General features: G+C 69.9%; 24 protein-coding genes and 5 pseudogenes. 13 read left to right on the forward strand and 16 right to left on the reverse strand.

Features of this window, described 5'->3' with window-relative positions:
* Positions 1 to 10: 10 nt before the first annotated feature.
* Positions 11 to 2,572 carry a TonB-dependent receptor gene (locus MU852_RS13940; RefSeq protein WP_249750064.1) on the reverse strand — a complete coding sequence of 854 codons (2,562 nt, stop codon included), beginning with the start codon at positions 2,570 to 2,572 and terminating at the stop codon, positions 11 to 13.
* Between the two features lie 295 nt (positions 2,573 to 2,867).
* Here MU852_RS13940 and MU852_RS13945 point away from each other — a divergent pair, with 295 nt between their 5' ends.
* Entirely contained in the window at positions 2,868 to 3,143 is a 276-nt protein-coding gene (locus MU852_RS13945) for a hypothetical protein (RefSeq protein ID WP_249750065.1), read from the forward strand.
* Between the two features lie 4 nt (positions 3,144 to 3,147).
* Here MU852_RS13945 and rnhB read toward each other — a convergent pair whose 3' ends face one another.
* The 7 genes and pseudogenes from rnhB to MU852_RS13980 all read right to left on the reverse strand — a co-directional run bounded on the left by rnhB (position 3,148) and on the right by MU852_RS13980 (position 7,388).
* Positions 3,148 to 3,789: a ribonuclease HII gene (rnhB, locus tag MU852_RS13950; protein ID WP_249750066.1), complete on the reverse strand. Its 642-nt coding sequence runs from the start codon at positions 3,787 to 3,789 to the stop codon at positions 3,148 to 3,150.
* Positions 3,782 to 4,377, reverse strand: a pseudogene (locus MU852_RS13955) (DNA-3-methyladenine glycosylase I). Before MU852_RS13955 ends, rnhB begins: the two are co-directional and overlap by 8 nt.
* 72 nt (positions 4,378 to 4,449) lie before the next feature.
* Positions 4,450 to 5,208 carry a 3-oxoacyl-ACP reductase gene (locus MU852_RS13960; protein WP_249750067.1) on the reverse strand — a complete coding sequence of 253 codons (759 nt, stop codon included), beginning with the start codon at positions 5,206 to 5,208 and terminating at the stop codon, positions 4,450 to 4,452.
* A 16-nt stretch (positions 5,209 to 5,224) separates the two neighbouring features.
* Positions 5,225 to 6,034, reverse strand: a complete 810-nt coding sequence (gene ygfZ, locus MU852_RS13965) for a CAF17-like 4Fe-4S cluster assembly/insertion protein YgfZ (protein ID WP_249750068.1) — start codon at positions 6,032 to 6,034, stop codon at positions 5,225 to 5,227.
* An 83-nt stretch (positions 6,035 to 6,117) separates the two neighbouring features.
* A complete protein-coding gene (locus MU852_RS13970) occupies positions 6,118 to 6,477 on the reverse strand; it encodes a nuclear transport factor 2 family protein (RefSeq protein ID WP_283843869.1) in 360 nt (119 codons plus the stop codon).
* 137 nt (positions 6,478 to 6,614) lie between these two features.
* Positions 6,615 to 6,962, reverse strand: coding sequence for a hypothetical protein (locus tag MU852_RS13975; protein ID WP_249750070.1), 348 nt, complete (start codon positions 6,960 to 6,962; stop codon positions 6,615 to 6,617).
* Between the two features lie 192 nt (positions 6,963 to 7,154).
* Entirely contained in the window at positions 7,155 to 7,388 is a 234-nt protein-coding gene (locus MU852_RS13980; RefSeq protein WP_249750071.1) for a hypothetical protein, read from the reverse strand.
* An 86-nt stretch (positions 7,389 to 7,474) separates the two neighbouring features.
* Between MU852_RS13980 and MU852_RS13985 the strand changes: the two genes are divergently transcribed.
* The 3 genes from MU852_RS13985 (at position 7,475) to MU852_RS13995 (ending at position 10,805) form a co-directional block, all read left to right on the forward strand.
* A complete protein-coding gene (locus tag MU852_RS13985; RefSeq protein WP_249750072.1) occupies positions 7,475 to 8,437 on the forward strand; it encodes a glycosyltransferase family 9 protein in 963 nt (320 codons plus the stop codon).
* A 165-nt stretch (positions 8,438 to 8,602) separates the two neighbouring features.
* Entirely contained in the window at positions 8,603 to 9,934 is a 1,332-nt protein-coding gene (locus tag MU852_RS13990; protein ID WP_249750073.1) for a dihydroorotase, read from the forward strand.
* Between the two features lie 130 nt (positions 9,935 to 10,064).
* Positions 10,065 to 10,805 (forward strand): prephenate dehydrogenase/arogenate dehydrogenase family protein, encoded by a 741-nt coding sequence (locus MU852_RS13995; RefSeq protein WP_249750074.1) that lies wholly within the window; start codon positions 10,065 to 10,067, stop codon positions 10,803 to 10,805.
* 2 nt (positions 10,806 to 10,807) lie between these two features.
* On the opposite strand, the gene MU852_RS14000 is transcribed toward MU852_RS13995, so the two are convergent.
* The 5 genes from MU852_RS14000 to MU852_RS14020 all read right to left on the reverse strand — a co-directional run bounded on the left by MU852_RS14000 (position 10,808) and on the right by MU852_RS14020 (position 13,507).
* Complete coding sequence (locus MU852_RS14000; RefSeq protein ID WP_249750075.1) at positions 10,808 to 11,182, reverse strand: ammonium transporter; 375 nt, start codon at positions 11,180 to 11,182, stop codon at positions 10,808 to 10,810.
* On the reverse strand, positions 11,179 to 11,475 hold the full coding sequence (locus tag MU852_RS14005; protein WP_249750076.1) for an autorepressor SdpR family transcription factor: 297 nt from the start codon (positions 11,473 to 11,475) through the stop codon (positions 11,179 to 11,181). The genes MU852_RS14000 and MU852_RS14005 overlap by 4 nt, the downstream gene beginning before the upstream one ends.
* Positions 11,476 to 11,544: 69 nt before the next feature.
* The gene (locus MU852_RS14010; RefSeq protein ID WP_249750077.1) at positions 11,545 to 12,489 is read right to left on the reverse strand and encodes an alpha/beta hydrolase; all 945 of its coding nucleotides are present in this window, start codon (positions 12,487 to 12,489) and stop codon (positions 11,545 to 11,547) included.
* Between the two features lie 32 nt (positions 12,490 to 12,521).
* On the reverse strand, positions 12,522 to 13,202 hold the full coding sequence (locus MU852_RS14015) for an SdpI family protein (protein WP_249750078.1): 681 nt from the start codon (positions 13,200 to 13,202) through the stop codon (positions 12,522 to 12,524).
* On the reverse strand, positions 13,199 to 13,507 hold the full coding sequence (locus MU852_RS14020; protein WP_249750079.1) for a metalloregulator ArsR/SmtB family transcription factor: 309 nt from the start codon (positions 13,505 to 13,507) through the stop codon (positions 13,199 to 13,201). The genes MU852_RS14015 and MU852_RS14020 overlap by 4 nt, the downstream gene beginning before the upstream one ends.
* Positions 13,508 to 13,857: 350 nt before the next feature.
* Here MU852_RS14020 and MU852_RS14025 point away from each other — a divergent pair, with 350 nt between their 5' ends.
* The 4 genes and pseudogenes from MU852_RS14025 (at position 13,858) to MU852_RS14040 (ending at position 17,112) form a co-directional block, all read left to right on the forward strand.
* Positions 13,858 to 14,574 carry a TonB-dependent receptor plug domain-containing protein gene (locus MU852_RS14025; RefSeq protein WP_347342397.1) on the forward strand — a complete coding sequence of 239 codons (717 nt, stop codon included), beginning with the start codon at positions 13,858 to 13,860 and terminating at the stop codon, positions 14,572 to 14,574.
* Positions 14,523 to 15,425, forward strand: a pseudogene (locus tag MU852_RS14030) (TonB-dependent receptor); the annotation flags it as partial. The gene MU852_RS14025 and the pseudogene MU852_RS14030, both read left to right, overlap by 52 nt.
* A 306-nt stretch (positions 15,426 to 15,731) precedes the next feature.
* Positions 15,732 to 16,915: pseudogene (locus tag MU852_RS14035) on the forward strand (PepSY-associated TM helix domain-containing protein).
* Positions 16,912 to 17,112, forward strand: a complete 201-nt coding sequence (locus MU852_RS14040) for a hypothetical protein (RefSeq protein WP_249750081.1) — start codon at positions 16,912 to 16,914, stop codon at positions 17,110 to 17,112. The pseudogene MU852_RS14035 and the gene MU852_RS14040 overlap by 4 nt, the downstream one beginning before the upstream one ends.
* A 6-nt stretch (positions 17,113 to 17,118) precedes the next feature.
* On the opposite strand, the gene MU852_RS14045 is transcribed toward MU852_RS14040, so the two are convergent.
* Positions 17,119 to 18,039, reverse strand: a complete 921-nt coding sequence (locus MU852_RS14045; protein WP_249750082.1) for a hypothetical protein — start codon at positions 18,037 to 18,039, stop codon at positions 17,119 to 17,121.
* A gap of 82 nt (positions 18,040 to 18,121) precedes the next feature.
* Positions 18,122 to 18,439 carry an iron-sulfur cluster insertion protein ErpA gene (erpA, locus tag MU852_RS14050; RefSeq protein ID WP_249751973.1) on the reverse strand — a complete coding sequence of 106 codons (318 nt, stop codon included), beginning with the start codon at positions 18,437 to 18,439 and terminating at the stop codon, positions 18,122 to 18,124.
* Between the two features lie 129 nt (positions 18,440 to 18,568).
* On the opposite strand from erpA, the pseudogene MU852_RS14055 reads away from it, so the two are divergent.
* The 5 genes and pseudogenes from MU852_RS14055 (at position 18,569) to scpB (ending at position 23,214) form a co-directional block, all read left to right on the forward strand.
* Positions 18,569 to 19,757: pseudogene (locus MU852_RS14055) on the forward strand (deoxyguanosinetriphosphate triphosphohydrolase).
* A 77-nt stretch (positions 19,758 to 19,834) separates the two neighbouring features.
* Positions 19,835 to 20,623, forward strand: a complete 789-nt coding sequence (locus MU852_RS14060; RefSeq protein ID WP_249750083.1) for an SPOR domain-containing protein — start codon at positions 19,835 to 19,837, stop codon at positions 20,621 to 20,623.
* Positions 20,620 to 21,669, forward strand: a complete 1,050-nt coding sequence (gene nagZ / locus MU852_RS14065; protein WP_249750084.1) for a beta-N-acetylhexosaminidase — start codon at positions 20,620 to 20,622, stop codon at positions 21,667 to 21,669. The genes MU852_RS14060 and nagZ overlap by 4 nt, the downstream gene beginning before the upstream one ends.
* A gap of 48 nt (positions 21,670 to 21,717) precedes the next feature.
* Entirely contained in the window at positions 21,718 to 22,551 is an 834-nt protein-coding gene (locus MU852_RS14070) for a segregation and condensation protein A (protein ID WP_249750085.1), read from the forward strand.
* Positions 22,544 to 23,214, forward strand: a pseudogene (scpB, locus tag MU852_RS14075) (SMC-Scp complex subunit ScpB). The gene MU852_RS14070 and the pseudogene scpB overlap by 8 nt, the downstream one beginning before the upstream one ends.
* 6 nt (positions 23,215 to 23,220) lie before the next feature.
* Here scpB and ispH read toward each other — a convergent pair.
* On the reverse strand, positions 23,221 to 24,192 hold the full coding sequence (gene ispH, locus MU852_RS14080; RefSeq protein WP_249750086.1) for a 4-hydroxy-3-methylbut-2-enyl diphosphate reductase: 972 nt from the start codon (positions 24,190 to 24,192) through the stop codon (positions 23,221 to 23,223).
* Positions 24,193 to 24,249 lie beyond the last annotated feature (57 nt).

A 24,249-nucleotide genomic window follows, 5' to 3' on the forward strand; every position in this document is an offset into this window, starting at 1 on the left:
CGGTCGTTCCTCAGAGCTTCAGCTTGAAGACGACGCCGTAGGCGGCGGGGCGGCCGGCGATGAAGGTCGGCATGCCCAGGGCGTCGCCGGTGTTGCCGGCGTCCTTGATGTATTCCTCGTCCAGGATGTTCTCGCCGAAGGCTTCGACGCCCCAGTTCCCCATCTCCGGGGCATAGCGGACACGCAGGTTCAGCAGGCCGTAGCTGTCCTGGAACTCGTCCTGGACCAGGTCGGCGACGAAGTTGCCGGTCTGGAGCTCGGGCCGGTCGTTGTCGTCGTCGAAGAACACCTTGGACTGCCAGGTGTAGGTCGGCTGGATTTCGATCGCGCCGCCGGCGACGGGCAGGCGCCATAGGGCGCCGATCGAGGCCATGTTGTCCGGCGACAGGCGGAAGCGGTTGCCGTCGCGCGCGCCGCTCTCGAAGCGCGAGTGGTTGTAGCCATAGGTGGCGAACAGGTCGAAGTCGGGCGTGACGCCAAAGAAGGCCTGGCCCTCGAAGCCGTAGGCCTTGGCCTCGCCGGCGTTGACGGTGATGAAGGCCGTGCCGACCTGCTCGGTGGTCTGGAAGTTCTCGTAGGCGTAGTGGAACACCGCGCCGTCCAGCCGCAGGCGGCCGTCCATCAGGGCGGTCTTGGCGCCGACCTCGTAGCTGTCGACGGTCTCGGCCTCGATGACGTTGAAGGTCGGCGCGCCCAGCGGGGCCGAGGGCGCGCTGACGCTGAGGATTTCGGGACGGCGGCCGCGGGCGTAGTTGGCGTAGAGGCTGGCGTCGTCCGACAGGGCGTAGCGGGCGGTGACGCGCCAGGTCAGGCCGTCGTCGTCGTGGTCCTGGTAGATGAAGTCGCCGTTGTTCGCGGTCGGCTGGGCGGTCAGGCCGAACAGGGGCAGGCCGCTGGCCAGGGGCAGGTTCGCCGCGCCGGGCGTGGCCAGGCCTTGCAGCAGTCGGCCGATCTGGGCCTGGAGGGCGGCGGCGCCGGCCAGGTCGCCGGCCTGGGCCAGGGCCGTCGCGCGCGCGGCCAGGGTCTGGACCGCGATCAGGCCGCCGGCGATCGACCGGCCGTTCTCGACGCGATTGGACAGGCCGGTGGTCTTCTCGTCCTGGGTCCAGCGCAGGCCCGCCGACATCTCGAACCGGTCGGTGAAGCGATAGGTCACGTCGCCGAACAGATCGTAGGAGGTCAGGTCGCTGCTGTTGGTCGAGACCTCGGTGTGGTTGGTCTTGAGGTTGTTCAGCAGGCCGGGGATGAGGGGGGCGGCCGAGCCGGGCAGCAGGCCCGTGAGCACGCCGCCCACCACCCTGGGCAGGGTGGCGACATACGGCAGCTTCAGCCGCTGGTCGCCCAGCGCCGTCGCCAGCTGGATCAGGGCGTACCGCTCGTCGAACTGGGTGGGGGCGCGCTGGTAGCCCTCTTCCTGGAACCAGCCGGCGCCGGCGAAGGCGCTGAGGCGGCCGCCGTTGTCGTAGTTCAGGCGGAACTCCTGGCTCCACTGCTCGCCGTGGGCGTCCTCGGCCGCCGTCAGGATCGGCAGCGACACGCCGTCGGCGTCGAAGGTCTCGTAGGAGTCGAACTGGCGATAGGCGGTGGTCGAGTTCAGGGTCAGGCTGGGCGACAGTTCGATGCGCGCCAGGCCCGTTACGCCCCAGACCTCGCGGTCCAGGCCCAGGCTCTTGCCGCCGTCGAAATCGGCGCCCGGCGTCAGGGCCGCGCCCTCCCAAGGAGCCGCATCGCCCAGCACCGCGCCGGTGGCGGGATCAAACGGGGCATAGGCGATGGACTTGAACGAGGTGCCCGAGGCCTCGTCGGTCTGATAGTTGGCGATCAGGTCGAAGCGCATGGCGTCCGACGGCGTCCAGGCGCCCGACAGGCGGAAGGCCTGGGTCTCGATCGAGTTATAGTCCTCGCCGCCCAGCAGGTTGTCGACATAGCCGTCGCGGGTCTTCATCCGCGTGGCCAGGCGCAGGCCGGCGTTGTCCCCGACCGGCAGGTTCAGCGCGCCCTCGACCATGCGATAGCCTTCGTCGCCGAACTCGGCCTGGGCGTAGGCTTCGGTCCGGCCGGGACGGGCGCGGTTCTGGACCAGGTTGACGGCCCCGATCAGGGCGCCCCGGCCGTAAAGGGTCGACTGCGGCCCCTTGGCGACCTCGATCCGCTCCATGTCGAACAGCTCGACGTAGGAGCCGCGCGACTTGGAGATGGAGACGCCGTCCTGAAACACCGAGACGCGCGGCTCGGCGGTGGCGGCGCCGGAATCGGAGGTGATGCCGCGCATCACGAAGCCCGGATTGTTGGGCGACTGGTTCTGAACCAGGAAGCCGGGCACGAAGGCCGACAGCTGGTCGAATTCCTGCACGCCCAGGTCTTCCAGGAACTGGCCGGAATAGGCGGTCAGGGCGAAGGGAACCTCGATCGGATCCTGCTCGCGCAGCTGGGCGGTGACGACGATCTCGCCCAGTTCGGCGGGCGTTCCGTTCCGGGTCTCGGCATCCTGGGCCAGGGCGGCGGGGGCCAGGCCCATCACGCCGGTCGCGGCCGCCGCGGCCAGCAGTCGAGTCTTCAATCGAATCGCCATGTCTCATCCCCAAGCTTGGCAAGAATGGCGACGACTAACCGCTGGTAATGTCGGGCCGGCGACGGCGCGGCTTCGGACCTGCGACGTTGCCGTGACGGATCGGAGGCGATTGCTCCGTGGGCGGGATTTGTGCGGACAGGGGCGCCGAACCGGGCGATCTCGCCGAGGTTTTTCCGCTACAGGTCGGGAAAACAACACAATCCGAGACGGAACGCGAATCGCGCCCTGCCGTTGTTCGCACATGCAACCGCCCGTTCACCCTGTCAGACCCGCCTCCCGCGCCGACGACTATCGCGTGCGGCCGACGGCCGAGCCGAAGTCGTGGGCGCCGCGCGTGGCCGAGGCGGACTGGACCTGGGATGCGCCGCGCCCGGAGACGCGCCCGGAGACGCGCAACGTCTTCACCCACAACGTCCAGCGTTACAGCCGGCCGGCCCCGTTGGAGACGCCCGAGACAGAGATCGACGCCGAGCCGCAACTGCCCCCGCCGCCGCGCTGGATGCTGGCCATCGCGGGGGCGGCCGTCGCCGCCCTGATGGGCGCGCTGCTGGGCGGCTTCATGCACGTCTGAGGCGTCAGGCCTCTTCCAGCAAGGCCTTGATCGGCGACCAGCCGCGCCGATGGGCGGGGCAGGGCCCCAGGACCTTCAACGCCGCCTGGTGGGCCGGAGCGTTGTAACCCTTGTGGCTGGCGAAGCCATATCCGGGATAGCGCCCGTCCAGCTCGATCATCAGACGGTCGCGCGCGGTCTTGGCCAGGATGGACGCCGCCGCGATCGACAGCGACAGGCCGTCGCCGCCCACCACCGTCTGGATCTCGCACGGCAGCTTGAACCGGTAGTTGCCGTCCACCAGGGCGGCGACCGGCCGGACCGCCAGTTGCTCGATCGCGCGGCACATGGCCAGGCCCGTGGCGTGCAGAATGTTCAACTCGTGGATTTCCTCGACCGAGGCGAAGCCGACGCCCCAGGCGACGGCGCGGGCCTTGATCTCGATCTCCAGGGCTTCGCGGCGGGCGGCGGTCAGGGCCTTGGAGTCGTCGATGCCCGCGGGCAGGTCGTCGGCGTTCAGGATGACGGCCGCCGCCGAGACCGGGCCCGCCCAGGGACCGCGGCCCGCCTCGTCCACGCCGCAGACCGGGCCGGCGACGCGCTGGATCAAGACGGTTTCGAGCGCCAGGGTCGGGAAGGCCCGGGATTTGGCGGGAGACTTAGCCATGCCCCGCCATCGCACGAAGCCGGCCGTGACGGAAGCAGCTGGTCTGGTGATCGTTGACCATGCCGACGGCCTGCATGAAGGCATAGACGATGACAGGGCCGCAGAAGTTGAAGCCGCGCGCCTTCAGGGCCTTGGCCATGGCGACGGATTCCGCTGTCTGGGTCGGCGCCTGGCGATAGTCGCTCCAGTCGTTCTGATCGGTTGGCCGCCGACGAAGGACCAGAGCCAGTCCGAGAAATCCTCGCCCTCGTCGCGCATCTTCAGCCACACGCGGGCGCCGTTGATCGCGGCCTGGATCTTGGCGCGCGAGCGGATGATGCGGGCGTCGCCAAGCAGCCGCTGGATGTCCGCCTCGTCGTAGCGGGCGACGATCTCGGGGTCGAAGCCGTCGAAGGCGTCGCGCATCCCCTCGCGTTTTCTCAGGATGGTGATCCAGGCCAGCCCCGCCTGGAAGCCGTCAAGCACCAGCTTTTCCCACAGGGCGCGGGCGTCGCGTTCGGGCACGCCCCATTCCCGGTCGTGATAGGCGACATAGAGCGGATCGGTCCCGCACCAGCCGCAGCGGCCTTGCGCGTGTGAGTCGGTCATGGCGCGATGTTGCCGATCTGTTCGCGGGAAGGGAAGCGCGCCTGCGTGCCTAAAGCGGCCGAAGATGGCCGGTCAGTCGCGGACCAGTCCGCCGTCGACGACGAGGTTCTGGCCGGTGACGGCGCGGCTCCAGGGGGAGGCGAAGAACAGGACCGCGTCGGCGAACTCCTCCGGCGTGGTGACGTGGCGCAGAGGGGTCATGCCGGCGATCAGATCGAAGACGGCGTCCGGGGTGGCCGCGCTGGCGTCGGTGGTCCGCAACAGGCCGCCCGACACCATGTTGACGGTGATCCCCGCCGGCCCCAAGTCGGCCGAGGCGGTGCGGGTTAGGCTGAGCAGGGCCGCCTTGGCGGCGGTGTAGTCGTGATAGGGCACGACCGGGTTCTGGAACAGGTTGGTGCCGATGTTCACCACCCGGCCGAAACCGACCGTCATCATGCCGGGCGCGGTCGCCTGGATGACGTTCAGGGCGCCCCGCACCACGGTCGAGAACTGGTTTTCCAGCTCGCGCCAGCCGATGTCGGCCAGCATCGAGCGGGCGTCACCGTTGAAGCTGTAGTCCAGGGCGTTGTTGACGACGGTGGTGACGGGCCCGCCGAAATGCGCCTGGGCCTTTTCGACCATCGCCTGGACGGCGGGGCGGTCGGCGACGTCGGCCTGAAGCGCGATCGCGCGCGCGCCGATCTCGGCGGCCAGGCCCTGGGCCGCCTCGCCGCTGTTGCGCCAGTTGACGACGACGCGGGCGCCTTCGCGGGCGAAGGCGCGGACGGCGGCCGCGCCGACGCCGCGCGCGCCGCCGGTGACGAGGACGATCTGGTCGGCGATGTTCATGGGCGAGGCTCTGTCTTCAGGATCGGTTTTCGGGCGGGGCGAAGGCCTCGGCGCTCATCCAGGCCGGGCGGCGCACGCGCACGGGTCGGCCGTCCACGGTCAGGTCGCCGTCCAGGCGGTCCAGGCGAAGCAGGGCCATGGCCGAGCCGTCGCGCCCGGACAGGACCTGGCCGGCGCGCAGATCGCCCTGCAGGACCTCGGCGCCGAAGAGCGGGGGCGGGCCGTCGAAGTCCAGCGGCGCCATGCGGCTCTTGATCGTTCCGCGCCGCTTCATGCGCGAGGTCGTCTCCTGGCCGACGAAACAGCCCTTGGCGAAGTCGACGCCGTTCAGCAGGTCGAAGTCCGCCTCGATCGGATAGGTCTTGTCGGCGGGGGCGTCGGTCGCCGGATCGGGGACGCCGACGGCCAGGCGATGGGCGTCGTAGTCCGCCTCGGTCGCGTCGGCCGTAGCCTCGCCATAGAAGCGCCCGCCCAGCAGCGGTGTGCGCGGGTCGGCCAGGAAACCGGCGGGCGTTTCGGGCCAGGCGGCGAAGACGGGCCGGTCGTCGGCGGCGATCTGAACCTTGGCGCGCAGCCGATACATCGACAGGCGCTGCAGCAGGGCGTCGCGCCGGTCGGCGGCGACGTCCAGCAGGACGCCGTCCTCCGTTCCGAGGATGAACAGGTCGAACAGCAGCCGGCCCGGCGGGGAGAGCAGGGCGCCGAACCGCAGTTCGCCGGGCGCCAGTCCCTCGACGTCCTGGGTCAGCAGATTGTGCAGGAACGGCCGCGCGTCGGCGCCGGTGACGGCGATCAGAGCGCGGCTGGACAGGCGGGCGACGGGCATGGGCGCTAGATAGGGCCGGGCGGCGAATGTCTCCAGACGGCGCCGCGTGCAAAAATCGGTGTGGAGGGTATGGCGGGGTCGGGTCAGAACATGGTGTTGGCGTGGGCGGCCTGTTCGGGCACGCGTTGCAGCACGTCCCAGTGTTCAACGATGCGGCCGTTCTGGAAGCGGAAGATGTCGATGCCGGCCCAGTCGCTGTCGCCCGGCCATTCCTGGCGGGTGTGCAGAACCACCAGATCGTCCTGGCCCAGGGCGCGGACGATGTGGACGCGCTTGCCGGGATAGTCGCGGGCCATCCGCTCGAAATAGGCGATGAAGCCGTCCTTCCCGTCCGGCACGACCGGATTGTGCTGGACGTAGCGGTCGCCGACATAGGCTTCGACCGCCTCGCGGGGGCGGCTCTGGTTGAACATCAGGTCGTAGAAGGCGCGCGCGGCGCGGATGTTGGGCCTCGACGGTCATGGGCGTTGCTCCGGCGCGGAACGTGGAAATGTCCGTGGATGTCACGGGGACGATCCTACCACGGCGCTGCGAAGTCCGTGTCCTCCGTCTCGCCGCCATACGTGCCCTGAATGGCGCCTCAGACCACGGCGTAGCGCGTCTCGAACCCGTCCGGCTGGAAGTCGTGTTCGCCCAGCCGGTCCAGGGCGCGCAGGGTCCGGGCCAGGAAGTCGGCCGGATCGGCGTCTTCGACCGCCGGGCGCAGCCAGCCGGTGACGACAGCGCGGGCCGGATAGGTTCCGACCGGGCCGGGGATGCTGAGCGCCACCTCGACGCCCTCGGCGATCCAGCCCGCGACGGTCGCGAAGAAGTCCATCGAGCCCAGGAAGTCGGACGGGCGCACGACATAGAGGGTGATGACCCCGTCCTCGACCCCGTCGGGGCGGACGATCACGCCGCTGCGGTCGGGGCGCCAGTCGTCCGACAATTCGACCGCGCGCCACAGAGAACCAGATGCGGCAGGTCTGGGGGCGCACCTCGTGCACCGAGCAGCCCGCGTCGTTGACGCAATAGGCGCACAGCTGGCCCGTGGGCTTGGCCAGTTCCGGCAGGTCCAGCGGGATGACGCGGCAGCACTCGACGCAGCCGCCGCAGGTCCGACCCGGCAGGAGCGGCAGGCTCAAGTCAGGCCCAGGTCGCGCTCGAGGGCGGCGATGCGGCGGTCCCTGTCGGCGACCATCTCTTCCAGACGCCGCTTTTCCGACGCCATGTCGACCGGCGTTCCGTCCTCGTAGCTGAGGGTCGCGCCCCTGGCGATCAGGTCCAACCGGTGGATGGCGGTGACGCGCTGGTCCCGATAGCGTTCCAGGGCGGCGGTCGCGGCGGTCGCGGCGGGATCGGGGACGGTCTTCATCGCGTCGCTGTATCGCATCTTCGAGACGGTGGAAAAACCCACGCGGGCGCTGAAATCGGTGCGGAATCCCTTTAGTCGTTCATCGGATGATCGGGCGCTTTCCCATCCTGTATATCGCCGAGGCGGACGCCGAGGACGCCGTGCTGTCGTCGGGCGTCCTGGCGCACCTGGTCGAAAGCCTGCCCCAGGCGCGGTTCACCGTGGTCGGGTCCGCCGCCTCGGCGCCGCTGTTCGCCGACACGCCGCGACTGGATCAACTGATGGTTCTGGAGCGCGAGGGCCATTTCGAATGGCTGGCGCTGTGGAACCAGGTGCGGGCGACGAAGTGGGGGCTGGTCGTGGACATGCGCGGTTCGGCCCTGTCGGGCAAGCTGCGGCGACAGAAGCGGGCCGTCCGGGGCGAGGACCCGCCGGGCCTGCACGCGGTCGAGGCGGCCGCGCGCGTGCTGAAGCTGGAGCCGGACGAGACGCCGGCGCCGCGGCTGTATGTCTCGGACGACACGACGGCGCAGGTCGAGACGATGATCCCGACGAGCGGCGGCGACGGGCCCATCCTGGCGGTCGGGCCGGGGGTCGAATGGATGGGCAGGCGCTGGCCGGCCGAACGCTACGCCAAGGTGGCGACCAAGCTGCTGGCCGACGACGGGCCGCTGGCGGGGGGACGGCTGATGATCGTGGGCGAGGAGATCGACCGCGAGGCGGCCCACACCATCCGCTACGCCGTGCCGCGCGCGCGGGTGATCGAGCTGCAGGGCAGGCTGACGCGGCTGCAGACGGTCGCGGCCCTGTCGAAGGCGCGGCTGTATGTCGGGGCGGATTCGATCTGGACCCAGCTGGCGGTGGCGGCGGGCGTGCCTGTCGTCGCCGCCTTCGGGCCGTCGGACGAGGCGACGCGCGGACCCTGGAAGGGCGTGGCGGTGCGCGGACCGCGCAGCTTCGAGGAGTTCCGAAGGCTGGACCCGAACCTGAACCAGGCGATCCAGCACATGATGGACCTGCCGTGGGAGCGGGTGCTGAAGGCGGCGCAGAAGGTGTTGCGGGAGGGGTGACCTTTCCTGCCGTCATCCTCGGGCTTGACCCGAGGATCGAGGGTTCCGCAAGCGCGGTGGAGTCCGGTAGAAAGCAGCCGCCGATGCATCGCCTGTCGCGATGCGGAGGGTCCGATCCTCGAGTCTCAGCCCGAGGATGACGGTGATGGATACGAGGATGGTGCGATGACCCAGACCTATGACCTGATCGTGCGCGGCGGCGAGGTGGCCAACCACGCCGGGCGCGGCATGGCCGACGTCGGCGTGATCGACGGCAAGATCGCCTTCATCGGCGACCTGAGCCAGGCCTCGGCCGGCGAGCCCTTCGACGCGACCGGCCTGACCGTCCTGCCCGGCGTGATCGACACCCAGGTCCATTTCCGCGAGCCGGGGCTGGAGTGGAAGGAGGACCTGGAGACCGGGTCGCGCGCGGCGGCCCTGGGCGGCGTCGTCGCCGTTTTCGAGATGCCGAACACCAATCCCAACACCACCGACCCGGACACAATGGCGGACAAGCTGGCGCGGGCGAAGGACCGGATGTGGACCGACCACGCCTTCTACATCGGCGGCACCCACGAGAACGCCGACTATCTGGGCGAACTGGAGCGGCTGCCCGGCTGCTGCGGGGTCAAGGTGTTCATGGGCGCCTCGACCGGCGACCTGCTGATCGCCGACGACGACGGGGTTCGCAAGGTGCTGAGCAATGTGCGCCGTCGGGCCACCTTCCACTCTGAGGACGAATACCGGCTGGTCGAGCGGCGCGGTCTGGCCCGCACCGGCGACTGGACCAGCCATCCCGAGGTGCGCGACGCCGAGAGCGCCATCCGTTCGACGCGGCGCCTTGTCGGCCTGGCCCGGGAAACGGGCGCGCGCATCCATGTGCTGCACGTCACGACCAAGGACGAGATGGAATATCTGCGCTTCCACAAGGATGTCGCGACCGTCGAGATCACGCCCCAGCACCTGACGCTGGTGGGGCCGGAAGCCTATGAGCGGCTGGGCAGCTACGCCCAGATGAACCCGCCGATCAGGTCGCAGGACCATGTGGACGCCCTGTGGCTGTGGGGCATGCAGCAGGGCGTGGCCGACGTGCTGGGGTCCGACCACGCGCCGCACACCAAGGAGGAGAAGGCCAAGCCCTATCCCGCGTCTCCGTCCGGGATGCCGGGGGTGCAGACGCTGGTGCCGCTGATGCTGACCCATGTCGCGAACGGCCGGCTGAGCCTGGAGCGGTTCATCGACCTGACCTCGGGCGGGGCGCAGCGGGTGTTCGGCACGGCGAACAAGGGCCGCATGGCCGTCAGTTATGACGCCGATCTGACCATCGTCGATCTGAAGGCCAAGCGGACCATCACGCACGACCAGCAGGCCACGCGCTGCGGCTGGACCCCGTTCGACGGTGTGGAGGCCACCGGCTGGCCGATGGCGACCCTCGTGCGCGGCCGGGTGGTGATGCAGGACGGCGAACTGATCGGATCGGCGCACGGCCGGCCGGTGCGGTTCCAGGAGACGCTGTGAATTCCATGTCGTTCACTGTCGTCATCCTCGGGCTTGATCCGAGGATCGGAAGGGCGACCGCCTCGCGCCTGGGGCGGGCGCACAGCCCGATCTGCGGCCGGTCATCGGGTCAAGCCCGAGGATGACGGGGATGGCGGGGGCGTCGAAACCTCGTCTCGGCCTGATCGGCTTCGGCGCCTTCGGGCGGCTGACGGCTCGATATCTGGCGGCGTCGTTCCAGGTGATCGCCCACGACCCGGCCGCGACGGACGGCGAGGGCGTCGCGACCCTGGCCGACCTGGGGGCGGCGGCCGCCTGTCCGGTCGTGATCCTGGCCGTGCCGGTCGGGGCGCTGGAGGAGACGCTCGCGGCGATCACGCCCCACCTGCAGCCCGACGCCCTGGTGATCGACGTCGGCTCTGTGAAGGTGAAGCCGGCGCGGGCGATGCAGGCCGCCTTGCCGCCTGGCGTGCGGATCGTGGGTACGCACCCATTGTTCGGGCCGCAGAGCGCGCGCGACGGGATCGCGGGGTTCAGGATCGCGGTGTGCGAGGTGCGGGGCGCCAAGGCCGCCCGCCGCGTGGCCGCCTTCTGCCGCCGGGCGCTGACGCTCAAGGTGTTTCAGGTCAGCCCTGAGGATCACGACCGCGAGGCCGCGACGGTGCAGGGGCTGACGCATCTGATCGCGCGGGTGCTGCTGAAGATGGAGCCCCTGCCGACGCGCATGACCACCGCCAGCTTCGAGCGGCTGATGCAGGCGGTGGACATGGTGCGCCACGACAGCCCGGCGGTGTTCCACGCCATCGAACGCGACAATCCCTACGCCGCCGGGGTTCGCGACCGCTTCTTCGCCCTGGCCGAGATGGCGCGGGGGGAGTTGGACGAGGGATAGGCTCAGACCGCCCGCGCGCCGGCCCGCAGCGACAGGCAGTATGCCAGCGTCACCGCCATGCCCGCGATCACCGCGCCGCAGCCGCCGATCAGGGCGACCGGGAAGGGGGCGAAGGCCCACAGGGCGGCGTAGGTCAGGCCGCTGATCGCCATCGACCAGCCGGCGACGCGGTTGACGCGGCGGGCGTGGGCGCTGGGGGCGAAGGTCTTGGGCAGGCGGTTGCCGTACCACGCGATCATCAGGCCGGTCGCGCCCAGGACGATGCGATTGACCGCGTCGCCGCCGAGATAGCCCATGTCGCGCGCCGTCGAGGCGGCCAGGGCCACGGCGATCAGGCCGCCGGCCCAGATCAGGCTGGGGATCAGGTCGTGTCTCATCGAGCGGTCTCCTCCGCGGGCCGGGGCGTTTCCGCGCCGGGTTCGAATGACTGGACGAAGCCCAGCAGCGCCTCTTCGAGCACCGACAGCTTCAGGTGATAGAGGACGGACTTCCCGGCCTTCTCCGCATGGACCAGGTCGGCCTCCTTCAGCACCGCAAAGTGCGCCGACATGGTCGGCTTGGAGACGTCGAACCGGTCGCTGATCTCGCCCGCGCTCATCGGCCCCTGGCGAAGGAGCTGAAGCACCCGGCGACGGGTAGGATCGGAAAGGGCCTTGAATACCGAACTCATGATGTGATGATTAGCTAATCGTCGAAATGAGTCAAGGCCGATGTGGACGTACGCCAGCGCCAGGGAGCATCAGGGGGCGGCGTTCGCCTTGATGAAGGCCGCCACATCCCGCGCCACGCCGGGGGCCAGCGGCAGGTCGGGATCGGCGTAGGTCGCCAGGTTGCCGGCGCGGTCGACGGGGGCGGTCTTGAGGACGTGGTTGACCCCGTCCCACAGTTTCAGGGTCGCGTCCGGATCGGCGGCGGCCAGGGTCTGGGCGTCGACGACGCCGACCTGGATGTCGGTGGTCCCCTGGCCGATGAAGACCGGCCCCTCGTAGGCGGCCAGCAGGGCGGCGGGATCCAGCGGCAGCCACGAGATCAGATAGGGCTGGACCGACGGGCGGAACAGGGCGGCCAGGGCGGCGGGCGGATCGGCGACCGTGCGGCCCGCCTCCAGCTGGGTCAGGGCGTCATAAGCCTGGGTCTTCAGCGGCTCGGGCACGGCGGTCAGCTGTTCGCGCAACACCACCCCCGCCGGGCGCCCGGCGCCCGACAGCAGGACCAGGCCGCAGATCCTGTCGTCGTCGGGGCTCGGGCCGTCCTGCACGGCCTGGAGAGCGACCAGGGCGCCCTCGCTGTGACCGATCAGCCAGGCGCAGGGCTGGTTCGTCAGACGCGCGGCCTGGGCGGCCCAGGCGCGGGCGTCGGCGGCGTAGTCCGAGAAGCGCAGCTTCGTCTCGTCGAAGCCGGCGGCGGCGCTGGCGCCGATCCCGCGCTTGTCGATGCGGACGGTGGCGATCCCTTCGGCGGCCAGTCCCTCGGCCAGCAGGCGATAGGTCGAGGCGCGGATGGCCGGCGCCTGGTTCCCGTCGCGGTCGGTGGGGCCGGAACCGGGCAGGATGACCACGACGGCCGAGGGCGCGCCGTCCGGGCTCAGCAGGGTTCCCGACAGCGGCGCGGGCTGGGCCGGCAGGGTCACGTCGGCGGCGGTCGGTCCGGCCAGCAGGGCGGCTGCGGCGAGCAGGGTCAGCATGATCGAATTCTCCGGCGGTCGAGGCTGGGGTGTCAGAAGGGCTGGCGGTCGGGATCGCTGCGCCAGACGCGCCAGCTTTCGACTATGGGCCAGATCGCCGCGACCAAAATCATCACGACCATGGCGATGGAGGCCGCCGGCTGGGGCGCGATCGGGGCGGCCACGATCAGGCCCAGGCCGATCCAGAAGAACAGCCGTCCGGCCAGGCGGTTGGACCGGTCCCAGGCGAGGCGGCTCTTGTAGCTCCAGGGCGTGCGGACGCCGACGATCGGATTGGGGCCGACACGGCCCAGGCCGCCGCCCACCACAGCCAGGATCAGACCGGTGACGGCCATGGCCCAGCCGATCGCGGGCGGCTGTCCGTTCGTCATGGCGCCGACGGTGAACCACAGGATCAGGCCCGTGACCCCGCCGATGCTGACCAGGGACACCATCTGGCCCATACGCAGGCTGCGCCGGCGGGCGGGGTCCTCCGCCTTCTCGGCGTACCAGCCCATCATGCCGGCGGTGATCGCGGTCATGGCGGCCATGAAGCCGAGCAGCACGGCCAGTTCCGTGCGGTCGCCCCAGCGGTCGGGTTCGCCCCGCGTGTTGAAATGCATCGGATAGGCGACGTCCGGCGCGCGTGTCGCGGCCCACAGCGCCATGGCCAGGATCACCACGGTCATGATCGCGGTGGCGATGTCCAGAAGCGTCAAGCGGCGGGTCGTCATTTGGGCGTCTCCTGCGGTTTGAGCGGGGCGGGGGCGTCGGCGCGGCTTCCAGCGCCGGCGATGTCCATCAGGAAGGCCATGGCCTCCTCGACGGCGGAGATTTCCAGGCGATAGCGGATGGTCTGGCCGTCGCGCTCGGGGCTGACCAGGCCGGCTTCCTTCAGGGCGTTGAGGTGGCCGGTTATGGTGGGCCAGCTCATGTCGAAGGCGGCGGCGATGTCGCCTGACGCCAGCGGGCCCGCGCGCAGCATGGCGATGATGCGACGGCGCACGGGATGCGACAGGGCCTTGAACAGAGTGTTCATAGCGACATCCCTAATTAGGAGAACTGCTAATTACAAGTGGCGGACTCGAACATTCCGGCCTTCCGCCATTGCAAAGCAGTCGCAACGGCGCGTAGAGAGCGCCGTCTCCTCCTCCTCCTGAGAATGCGTTGCAATTCATGGTTCGCTCCTCCCGCCGCCGTTTCGCCTGCGCCGCCAGCCTGCTGGCGCTGACCGTCGCCGCCCCCGCCCTGGCCCAGACCGGCGGTGCGGAGCCCGCCCAGCTGGACGAGATCGTGGTGACCGGATCGCAGGTGCGGCTGCCGGGCGCGGCGGCGGGCGGCCAGGTGGCCACGGGCGGCCGGGTCGGCCTGTTCGGCAATCTGGATGCGATGGACACGCCGTTCGCCTCGACCAGCTACACCGAGAAGCTGGTGCGCGATCAGCAATCGCGCAGCATCGGCGACGTGCTGCAGAACGATCCGGTCGTGCGGGTGTCCAAGGGCTTCGGCAACTTCCAGGAGCTGTACGTCATCCGCGGCTTCCCGGTCTATTCGGACGACATGACCTACAACGGCCTGTACGGCGTGCTGCCGCGCCAGTTCGTGGCCGCCGAACTGGTCGAACGGGTCGAGGTGTTTCATGGCGCCACCGCCTTTCTGAACGGCGCGGCGCCGGGCGGCAGCGGCGTGGGCGGGGCCTTCAACCTGGTGCCCAAGCGGGCGGGATCCCAGCCGCTGACCCGCCTGACCGCCGGCGTGTCGGGCCATGATGAAATCTACGCCGCCGCCGACCTGGCCCGCCGCTTCGGCCAGGACGACGAATGGGGCGCGCGCCTGAACCTGGTCAGCCGCGACGGCGAGGGTTCGGTCGAGGGCGAGGACGGCCAGCTGCGCGTCGTCGGTCTGGGCCTGGATCGCCGGGGCGATCGTGCGCGCTTCTCGGCTGACCTGGGCTGGCAGGACCACCGCATCGACGCCCCGCGTCCGACCGTGACGCCGGCGGGCGCCATCCGGCCCCGCCGTCGGCCGACGTCGACTTCGCCCAGCCCTGGACCTACACCGACGAGGAACAGCTGTTCGGCGCCGCGCGCGGCGAGTTCGACCTGACCGACGACGTCACCGTCTGGGCGGCCTTCGGCGGCCGGCAGGGCAAGGAGGACAACGTCCTGGCCAATCCGACGGCCCAGGCCGACGGGACCCTGAGCGCCTACCGTTTCGACAATGTGCGCGAGGACACGGTGTGGTCCGGCGACATCGGCGTCCGGGCCGATCTGACCACGGGGCCGGTGGGGCACCGGCTGGTCGCCTCGGCCTCGCAGGTGCAGTCCAAGTCCGAGAACGCCTACGCCTTCTCCGACTTCTCGGGCTTCCCCAGCGATCTGTATAATCCGGTGTTCACGCCCGCGCCCAACCCCGACTTCTTCGTCGGCGGCGACCTGGACGATCCGGGCGTGACCGAGCGGGTCAAGACCTCCTCCGTCGCCGTCGCCGATATGCTGAGCCTGTTCGACGGCCGCCTGCTGGCTACGATCGGCGCCCGCTACCAGGAGATCGAGACCAAGTCCTACGAGTATAATACGGGGGCCGGTCTCTCGTCCTATTCCAGCGATGCGATGACCCCGGCCTTCGCCCTGGTGTACAAGCCGTCCGACGCCATCTCGCTCTACGCCAACTACGCCGAGGCGCTGGTTCCGGGCACGACCGCGCCGGCGGTGGTCAACGGTGTGCGGGTCGTCAACGCCGGAGAGGTGCTCGAGCCCTATCGCGCAGAACAGATGGAAGTCGGCGCCAAGTACGACGCCGGTTCGTTCGGCGGCACGCTGAGCGTCTTCCGCACCACCTTGCCGTCCGCCTATTTCGACGCGGACACGGGCGTCTATAGCGACGGTGGCGAACAGGAAAATCAGGGCGTCGAGCTGACCGTGTTCGGCGAGCTGATCACGGGCCTGCGCCTGATCGGCGGCGCGACGTGGCTGGACACCGAGATCAACCAGGCGCTGAACCCGGCGCTGGAAGGGCAAGTCGGCCATCGGCGTGCCGGACTTCCAGATCAACGCCAACGTCGAATGGGACGTGCCGGGGCTGGACGGCCTGACGCTGGAGGGGCGGGCGATCCACACCGGCTCGCAGGCCGCGAGCGCCGACAACACGGTCGAACTGGACAGCTGGACCCGCTTCGACGCGGGCGTCCGCTACGCCTTCGAGGCGGGCGGCAAGCCGCTGACCGTGCGGGCACGGGTCGAGAACGTGGCGGACGAGGACCAATGGGTCGCCGTCGGCGGTTATCCGGGGTCGAACTATCTGACGCTGGGCGCGCCGCGGACCTATCGCCTGTCGGTCTCCGCGGAGTTCTGAGGCGGATGAAGACGCGGACGATCCGCGCCTGGTCCTGGGTTCACAAATGGTCGAGCCTGGTCTCGACCCTGTTCCTGCTGATGTTGTGCCTGACCGGCCTGCCGCTGGTCTTCACCCATGAGCTGGACGAACTGCTGCTGGGCGACCAGGCCGCGACGGGCGATCTGGCCGCGCCGCGGCTGAGCCTGGACCGGGTTCTGGAAATCGCCCTGGCGAAAAGGCCCGGAGAGGTCCCCGCCTTCATGAGCTTCGACGAGGATCGGCCGGTGGTGAACGTCACCAGCATCGATCCCGACGGGCCGGCCGGGCGGTATACGTTCCAGCCGATCGACCAGACCACGGGGGCGGCCGCGCCGCCGGTGGCCGGCCATCCGGTGATGGAGTTCCTGCTGCAGCTGCACACCGACATGTTCCTGGGCCTGCCGGGGATGCTGTTCCTGGGGGCGATGGGGCTGCTGCTGGTGGCGGCGGTGGTGTCGGGCGTGGTGCTCTACGCCCCCTTCATGAGGCGGCTGCCGTTCGGCACGGTGCGGGTGAAGAAGGCCGCGCGGACGCGCTGGCTGGACTATCACAACCTGCTGGGCGTGGTGACGGTCGGCTGGGTGCTGGTGGTGGGGGTGACCGGCGTGGTCAACACCCTGGCGACGCCGATCCTGGCCTATTGGAAGGACACGGCGCTGAAGGAACTGACCGCGGCCTATGATCGCCGGCGCCGACGGGCGAGCGCAGCTCGCTGGACGCGGCGGTGCAGCGGGCGCGGGCGGCCCTGCCGGGCATGCAGCTGCAGTTCGTGGCCTTTCCCGGCACGGCCTATTCGACCGACCACCACTATGCGGTCTTCTTCCACGGGGACACGCCGCTGACGACGCACATGACGACGCCGGCCCTGATCGACGCGCGGACGGGAGAGCTGGCGGCGGTGGCGCAGATGCCGTGGTATGTAAAGACGCTGTCGGTGTCGCAGCCGCTGCATTTCGGCGACTACGGCGGGATGGCGCTGAAGATCCTGTGGGCGCTGCTGGACCTGGCGACCATCGTCATCCTGGGCTCGGGCCTCTATCTGTGGCTGGTCAAGCGTCGGAGGCCGGCATGAGCCGTCCTCACCGCGCCAATCGAAAGGACCTGAGCCTGTGGGCGGTGTTCCGCGCGCCGATCGTGCTGTTCGTGCTGAGCCTGGCGGGCCTGGTCGGCGCCCTGCTGGAAGACGGCGCCTGGGACTGGATCGGCTCGGCGCTTCTGGCCTCGACCGTCGTGGCGACGGCCTGGGCCCTGGTCAGATCAAGAAGCTGAGCGCGCCTACTGTGTTTGGGCTACTCGGCGTGTCATCCGGTTGGCGATCTCTCGAACGTGGAGACCGGTGCTGGCGCTGTTCGCGCGCGCGGAATACAGGCTTTGCAGATAGGCCTTGTCCCATGATGACAGGCCTTCCGGCCGCGCGTCGGGGTCCGAAAGCAGGTTCAGAATGGTGTCCAGGTGCGCGGTCGATGTGTGGATGTCGATCCGCGCCAAGGAGATCATAGCCAGATAGTCGCCCAGTGCGTGCGGGTTGACTGGACCCAGACGGGATGTGTCGACGATGATCAAGGACCGGGTGATCACTGTTTCATGCGCGGCGCTCAGTCGCCCGCTGTTGGGGTAAAGTCCTATTGGAGCCCGGATTTCAAAAGTGCCTCGGGGACGGCCGATCCGGAACGCCTGCTCTATGCCCGTGGTCTCGCGGGCCATGTACCAGACACGCACTGTTTCCCCTGGCGCGCGAAACGCGGTCAGGGCGCTTTCGGCATTCTGATTGAGGCTGACGTAGAAGGAGAAGGCGGAAGGATGGGCGTCAGCCAGTTCGTTGGCCAGGCGGTCGGAATCGTCGGTGAAAATGACGAGGACGTTCGGAACGCAGCCGGGACCGCCGACGGCTCGTCCGGCGACGTGGGCGGCGGATGCAATCCGGTCGTTGAGCGTCTGGGCGATATCAGCGGGCAGGTTGACCACGCCGGGGCAGATGCGGGTGTCGAAGCGCGCAATCTGGCCTCCACGCTCGTGGACTTCGGACACGTCGGCTACGAAAGCCCGGACCACTTCATTAAGTCTTTGGGCGGTCACCTCCACCGGCGGTAGTTGGGTCGGCTCGGAGCCTTCTTGGGCCGTCGCCGGAGACGACAAGACGATGGCCAACGAAAGCACGCTGGCAACTAGACACCAACAACGGTCAAGTTTGCTCATTGCAATCTGTTCCCTTTGGGAAGATTGCAACTCATGCTAGATAAAATGTCAATCTACGCCCAGCATCGGGGCGGGCTGCCGCCTAGATCGAGAAGCTGACGCCGCAGCCGCAGCTGGAGGCGGCGTTGGGGTTCTTGACCACGAATTGGGCGCCGGCCAGTTCGTCGACATAGGCGATCTCGGAGCCCTTCAGGAAGGGGATGGAGACCGGGTCGACCAGGGCGGTCTGGCCGTCCGCCTCGATGCGCAGGTCGTCGTCCTCAGCCGTCTCGACCAGGTCGAACCGGTACTGGAATCCCGAGCAGCCGCCGCCGTCCACCGCCACGCGCAGCATCAGCGCCTTGCCCTCGGCCGCGCCCAGTCTGGCCAGGCGCTTGGCGGCGCTGGCGGCCAGGACGATGCCTTCCGGCGCGCGCGGCGCGACCGAGAAGGCGGGTGTGGACGGTTCTGTGGATTGGACGGTGCTCACGCCTGTCTATATGAGGCGGGCGCGGGCGTTCGCAAAGGGCCCGCCTTCAAAGTTGATGACGTGAGCCAGACGCCCAGAGCCGCCTACGCCGAGCTGCCCGAGCTGACGAAGGGCCGCCGCTTCTTCGAGCCGCCCAGCCGCACGCGCACCCCCTTCGCCCGCGACCGCGACCGCATCATCCACGCCACCGCCTTTCGCCGCCTGAAGGAGAAGACCCAGGTCTTCGTGGCGCACGAGGGCGACCACTATCGCACCCGCCTGACCCATTCCCTGGAGGTGGCGCAGATCGCGCGGTCGCTGGCCCACGCGCTGCGGCTGGACGACGACCTGGCCGAGACCGTCGCCCTGGCCCACGACCTGGGTCATCCGCCCTTCGCCCACGCAGGTGAGGACGAGCTGGTCATCCAGATGGCCGAGTTCGGCGGCTTCGACCACAACGTGCAGAGCTTCCGCGTCGTCACGGAGCTGGAGAAGCGCTATCCGCAGTTCGAGGGCCTGAACCTGAGCTGGGAGACGGTCGAGGGCGTCATCAAGCACAATGGCCCTGTGGCGCACCGGCTGGACGAGCCGGCCTGGTCGGTGGTGCGGCCCTATCGGCAGGGCGGGGAGGCGGACTGGGACCTGGGGCTGGGCACCTTCGCCTCTCTGGAGGCCCAGTGCGCGGCGATCGCCGACGACATCGCCTACAACAACCACGACGTCGACGACGGGGTGCAGGCGGGGCTGTTCACCCTGCGCGACCTGGATCAGGTGCCGCTGATCGGGCCGATCCTGGCCGAGGTGCGGCGCGACTGGCCCGGCATCGACGAGCGGATGCTGCGGATCGAGGCGGTGCGGCGCATGATCGGGGTGATGGTCGAGGACGTGCTGGCCGAGACGGCCCGGCGGATCGAGGACGACCGGGTCGGCTCGACGGAGGACGTGCGGTTGGCCAAGCGCACGATGGTCGACTTCTCGCGGTCCATGCACGCCGACCGGCGGTGCTGCGCAAGTTCCTGTTCGAACGGATGTATCGCCACTACCGCGTCAACCGCACGCGAAGCCAGGCGCGGCGGGTATTGTCGCAGCTGTTCGAGCTGTTCATGGCCGAGCCGGAGGTGATGCCGCCGGAATGGGGGCGCCCGCCATGACGGAGGATCGGACGCGGCGGGCGCGGGCGGTGTGCGACTACATCGCCGGCATGACCGACCGCTACGCCATCGAGGTGCACCAGAAGCTCTTCAGCCTCGACCTGGCGCTCGATCTGTGATTCGAAAGCGCGGGGCGGCGGGTTAGGATGGCGGATCGGCGCACCGATCGCGCCGGATTGAGACGGCGGAGCGCCCCATGTCCTTCGATGACGACAACCGACCTGGCCGCGGCGCCTATACGCCGCCGACCGACGACGACCTGCCCTTCCGCCGCAACAGTTTCGATCCGCGCGACGGCGGCCGGCGCGTGGGCGGCGGGGGCGGCCGGACGCCGCCCGTGACCCTGATCGTCAGCGCGGCGGTGCTGCTGCTGCTGATCGTGGCCGTGATCTTCTTCTATCGCTCGGGCCTGCGCGCTTCGACCGACGCGCCGCCGGCGGTGGGCCAGCCCGTGGGCGAGATGAAGTCCGCACCGCCCATCGACGCCCAGCCGGTCGATCCGGCCGAGGGCGTTCGGGTCTATCGTGACGAGGCGACCGAGACGACCGACGCGCCGATCACCTTCACCCCGCCGCCGGAAGCGCCCCAGCCGCGTCCCGCCGCGCCGCCCGCATCGGCCCCGACCGGCCAGGGGCTGGCGCCAGCGGCCCCGGCGGCCTCGGCCACGCCTGCGCCGCGGCCCGCCCCGTCCGCCGCCTCGACGCCCGCCGCGCCGGCGCCAGCCCCTGCGCCCGCCGCGGCCGGGGGATCGGCCTCGGTCCAGATCGGGGCGTTCTCCTCCACCGAGATCGCGGATCGGGAATACGCCGCCGTGGCGGGACGCTTCGGCCAATACGCCTCGGGCGCCCAGAAGCGGGTGACGGAGGTGACGACGTCCAGCGGATCGACGCTCTATCGCACCGCCTTCGCGGGCCTGTCGCGCGAGCGGGCGACCGCCTTCTGCAACGCCCTGAAGGCGGCGGGCCGGGACTGCATCGTCCGGTGACGTCGGCCGCCATCTACGGCTGCGCCGGCCATCGGCTGACGGAGGCGGAAAAGGCCTTCTTCGCCGAGGCGCGGCCGTGGGGCTTCATCCTGTTCCGGCGCAACATCGACACGCCGGACCAGGTGCGGGCCCTGACCGACGAGATGCGGGCCGTGCTGGGCGATCCCGACGCGCCCGTCCTGATCGACCAGGAGGGCGGGCGGGTCCAGCGGATGGGCCCGCCGCACTGGCCGAAATACCCCCCGGCCGACGCCTATCTGAAGACGGCGAACGACGTGAACGCCGCGCGGGAGACGGTCCGGCTGGGCGCGCGGCTGATGGCCCGCGATCTGCGAGAGGTCGGCGTCACCGTCGACTGCCTGCCGGTCCTGGACACGCCGGTGCCCGGCGCCCACGACATCATCGGCGACCGCGCCTATGGCCGCGATCCGCAGACGGTCGCCCTCCTGGGCCGGGCGGCGGCGGAAGGGCTGCTGGCCGGGGGCGTGCTGCCCTGCATCAAGCATATGCCCGGGCACGGCCGCGCCTTCGCCGATACGCACAAGGCCCTGCCGACGGTCCATGCCGACCTGGACACGCTGGACGCCTGGGACTTCGCGCCGTTCAAGGCGCTGTCGGACATGCCCATCGGCATGACGGCCCATATCGTCTTCACCGCCATCGACCCGAAGCGCCCGGCCACGCAGTCGAAGGCCGCCATCCGCCTGATCCGCGAGCATCTGGGATTCAAGGGGCTGCTGCTGTCGGACGACCTGGTGATGAACGCCCTGTCCGGCAGTCTGACGCAGAGGGCGCACAAGGCGTTGAAGGCCGGCTGCGACATCGTCATCCACTGGAACGGCGACATGGACGAGATGCGCCAGGTCGCCCAGGGCGTTGGACCGCTGAAGGGCGGGGCGCGTCGCCGCGCCGAGGCCGCCCTGGCCCGGATCGTGCGCACGCCGGAACCGTTGGACCCCGTGGCCGCGCACGACCGCTTCTTCCGCACCGTGGGCGGGCGGCTGGACGCCGCCAAGGGACCGGACGTGGGAGAGGCGCAGACGTGATCCGCACGGCGCGGCCTCAAGTAGCGCAAGGCGCGATAGGCCCAGAAAATGTCTGAAGCGTTTCAGCCCAACCTGGATTTCAACGCCGAGGAGGTCGAGGACCGCGAGGCCTTCGTGGTCGACCTGGACGGATACGAGGGGCCGCTGCACGTGCTGCTGGCCCTGGCGCGGACGCAGAAGGTGGACCTGCTGAAGCTGTCGATCACCCAGCTGGCGGAACAGTATCTGGCCTTCGTGCATGAGGCGCGGCGGCGCAACTTCGCCCTGGCGGCGGACTATCTGGTGATGGCGTCGTGGCTGGCCTATCTGAAGTCGCGCCTGCTGCTGCCGCGCACCGACAAGGGCAAGCCGGAAGAGCCGCCGGCCGAGGAGATGGCCGCCGCCCTGGCGTTCCGCTTGCAGAAGCTGGAGGCGATGAGGAAGGCGGTGGAGCAGCTGATGGCGCGCCCCCAGCTGAAGCGCGACGTCTTCACGCGCGGCGATCCGGAGGCGACGGTGATCGTTCCATCCGACCGCATCGACGCCAGCCTGTATGAACTGATGAGCGCCTATGTGGTCCAGCGCAGGCGCGAGGAAGCCCGGCGATACGCCCCCGGCCAGCGCGTGGAGGCCTTTCCGCTGGAGGCGGCGCGCGACTGGCTGCGCGAGATCATGCCCAGACTGGCCGACTGGACCCCGCTGGATCGGGTCGCGCCGCACCGCCAGGACGAGGACGGCCCCAGTCAGGCCAGCTATACGGCGTCCACCCTTTCGGCCAGTCTGGAACTGGTCAAGGAGGGGGCGATGGACATCCGCCAGGCGCAGGCGTTCGCGGACCTGTATCTGAAGCGGCGCGGGGCAGCCGCTGGAAGTGAGGGGATGAGCGGATATTCTTATGTCTGACCTGTCGTTCCAGCCCGACGAAGCCGAGATCGAGCGGCGCGTGGAGGCCCTGCTGTTCGCCGCCGCCGGGCCGTTGAGCGCCGCCGAGATCGCCGCCCGCCTGCCGGACAACGTCAATGTGGCGCGCGCCCTGTCGGGCCTGCGCGCCCGCTACGAGGGGCGCGGGGTCGAGCTGGAGTGCGTGGCCGACCGCTGGCGGTTCCGCACCGCGCCGGACCTGGCCTTCATGATGACCGAGGAGCGCGAGGAGCCGCGCCGCCTGTCCAAGGCCGGGCTGGAGACCCTGGCCATCATCGCCTACCACCAGCCCGTCACCCGCGCCGAGATCGAGAGCGTGCGCGGCGTCAGCCTGTCGAAGGGCACGCTGGACCTGCTGCTGGAGATGGGGTTCGTGCGCCTGCGGGGCGGCGGCGCACGCCGGGCCGGCCCGTGACCTACGCCACGACGGACCGCTTCCTGGAGCATTTCGGCCTGGCCACCCTGTACGATCTGCCCGGCGTCCAGGAGATGAAGGCGGCGGGCCTGCTGGACCTGTCGCTGCCGGTCGGTTTCGAGGTCCCGGATCCGACGCGCGCGTCCGAAGCCGACGACGAGGACGGAAGCCTGCCGCTGGAAGACGACGCCCCCGAGTTCGCCCAGGACTTCGTCGGCGAGGACCGCTGAAGCGGTTCAGGCCGTCAGCAGGCGGGGCAGTTTGAAGGTGACGGTCTCGCGCGCGCCGGCGTCCTCGGTGACGACGGCGTCGAAACGGGCGGCGATGGCGTCGACCAGGGCGGCGATCAGGGGTTCGGGCGCCGAGGCCCCGGCGGTGACGCCCACGGCGTCCACCCCCTCGAACCAGGCCCAGTCGACCTGGGAAGCGTCGTCGACCAGCCGGGCGTCGCGGGCGCCGGCGCGCATCGCCACCTCGACCAGCCGGGCCGAGTTGGACGAGTTCTTGGAGCCGACCACCAGCACCAGGTCGCAGCCCTGGCCCAGGGTCTTGACCGCCTCCTGCCGGTTGGTGGTGGCGTAGCAGATGTCTTCCTTGTGCGGATCGGGCAGTTCGGGAAAACGCCGCTTCAGCACCTTCAGTATGCCGGCGGTGTCGTCGACCGACAGGGTGGTCTGGGTGGCGTAGGCCAGGGGCTGGTCGCCGGGACGTTCGAACCGTTCGGCGTCCGCCTCGGTCTCGACCAGGCTGATGGCGCCGTCGGGCAGCTGGCCCATGGTGCCGATCACCTCCGGGTGGCCGGCGTGACCGATCAGGATGATGTGGCGGCCCGCGGCGTGGTGACGCTCGGCCTCGACATGGACCTTGGACACCAAGGGGCAGGTGGCGTCCAGAAACAGCATCTCGCGCGAGCGGGCCGTGGCCGGCACAGACTTGGGCACGCCGTGGGCCGAGAAGACGACCGGCCGGTCGTCGGGGCATTCGTCCAGTTCCTTGACGAAGACCGCGCCCATGGCCTTCAGCCGCTCGACCACATGGCGGTTGTGGACGATCTCGTGGCGCACATAGACCGGGGCGCCGTATTTCTCGATGGCGCGCTCGACGATCTGGATGGCCCGGTCCACCCCGGCGCAGAAGCCGCGCGGCGTCGCCAGGCGCACGGCGATCCGGCGACGTTCGGGGGGCGGGGGCGGCGCATGGACGTTCATGGCGCCAACCTAGTCGTTCCGATGCGGACCCGCCACGGCGGCGGGCCGCGCAAGGGC

The sequence above is a fragment of the Brevundimonas albigilva genome (assembly GCF_023503965.1).
Lineage (GTDB): Bacteria > Pseudomonadota > Alphaproteobacteria > Caulobacterales > Caulobacteraceae > Brevundimonas > Brevundimonas albigilva.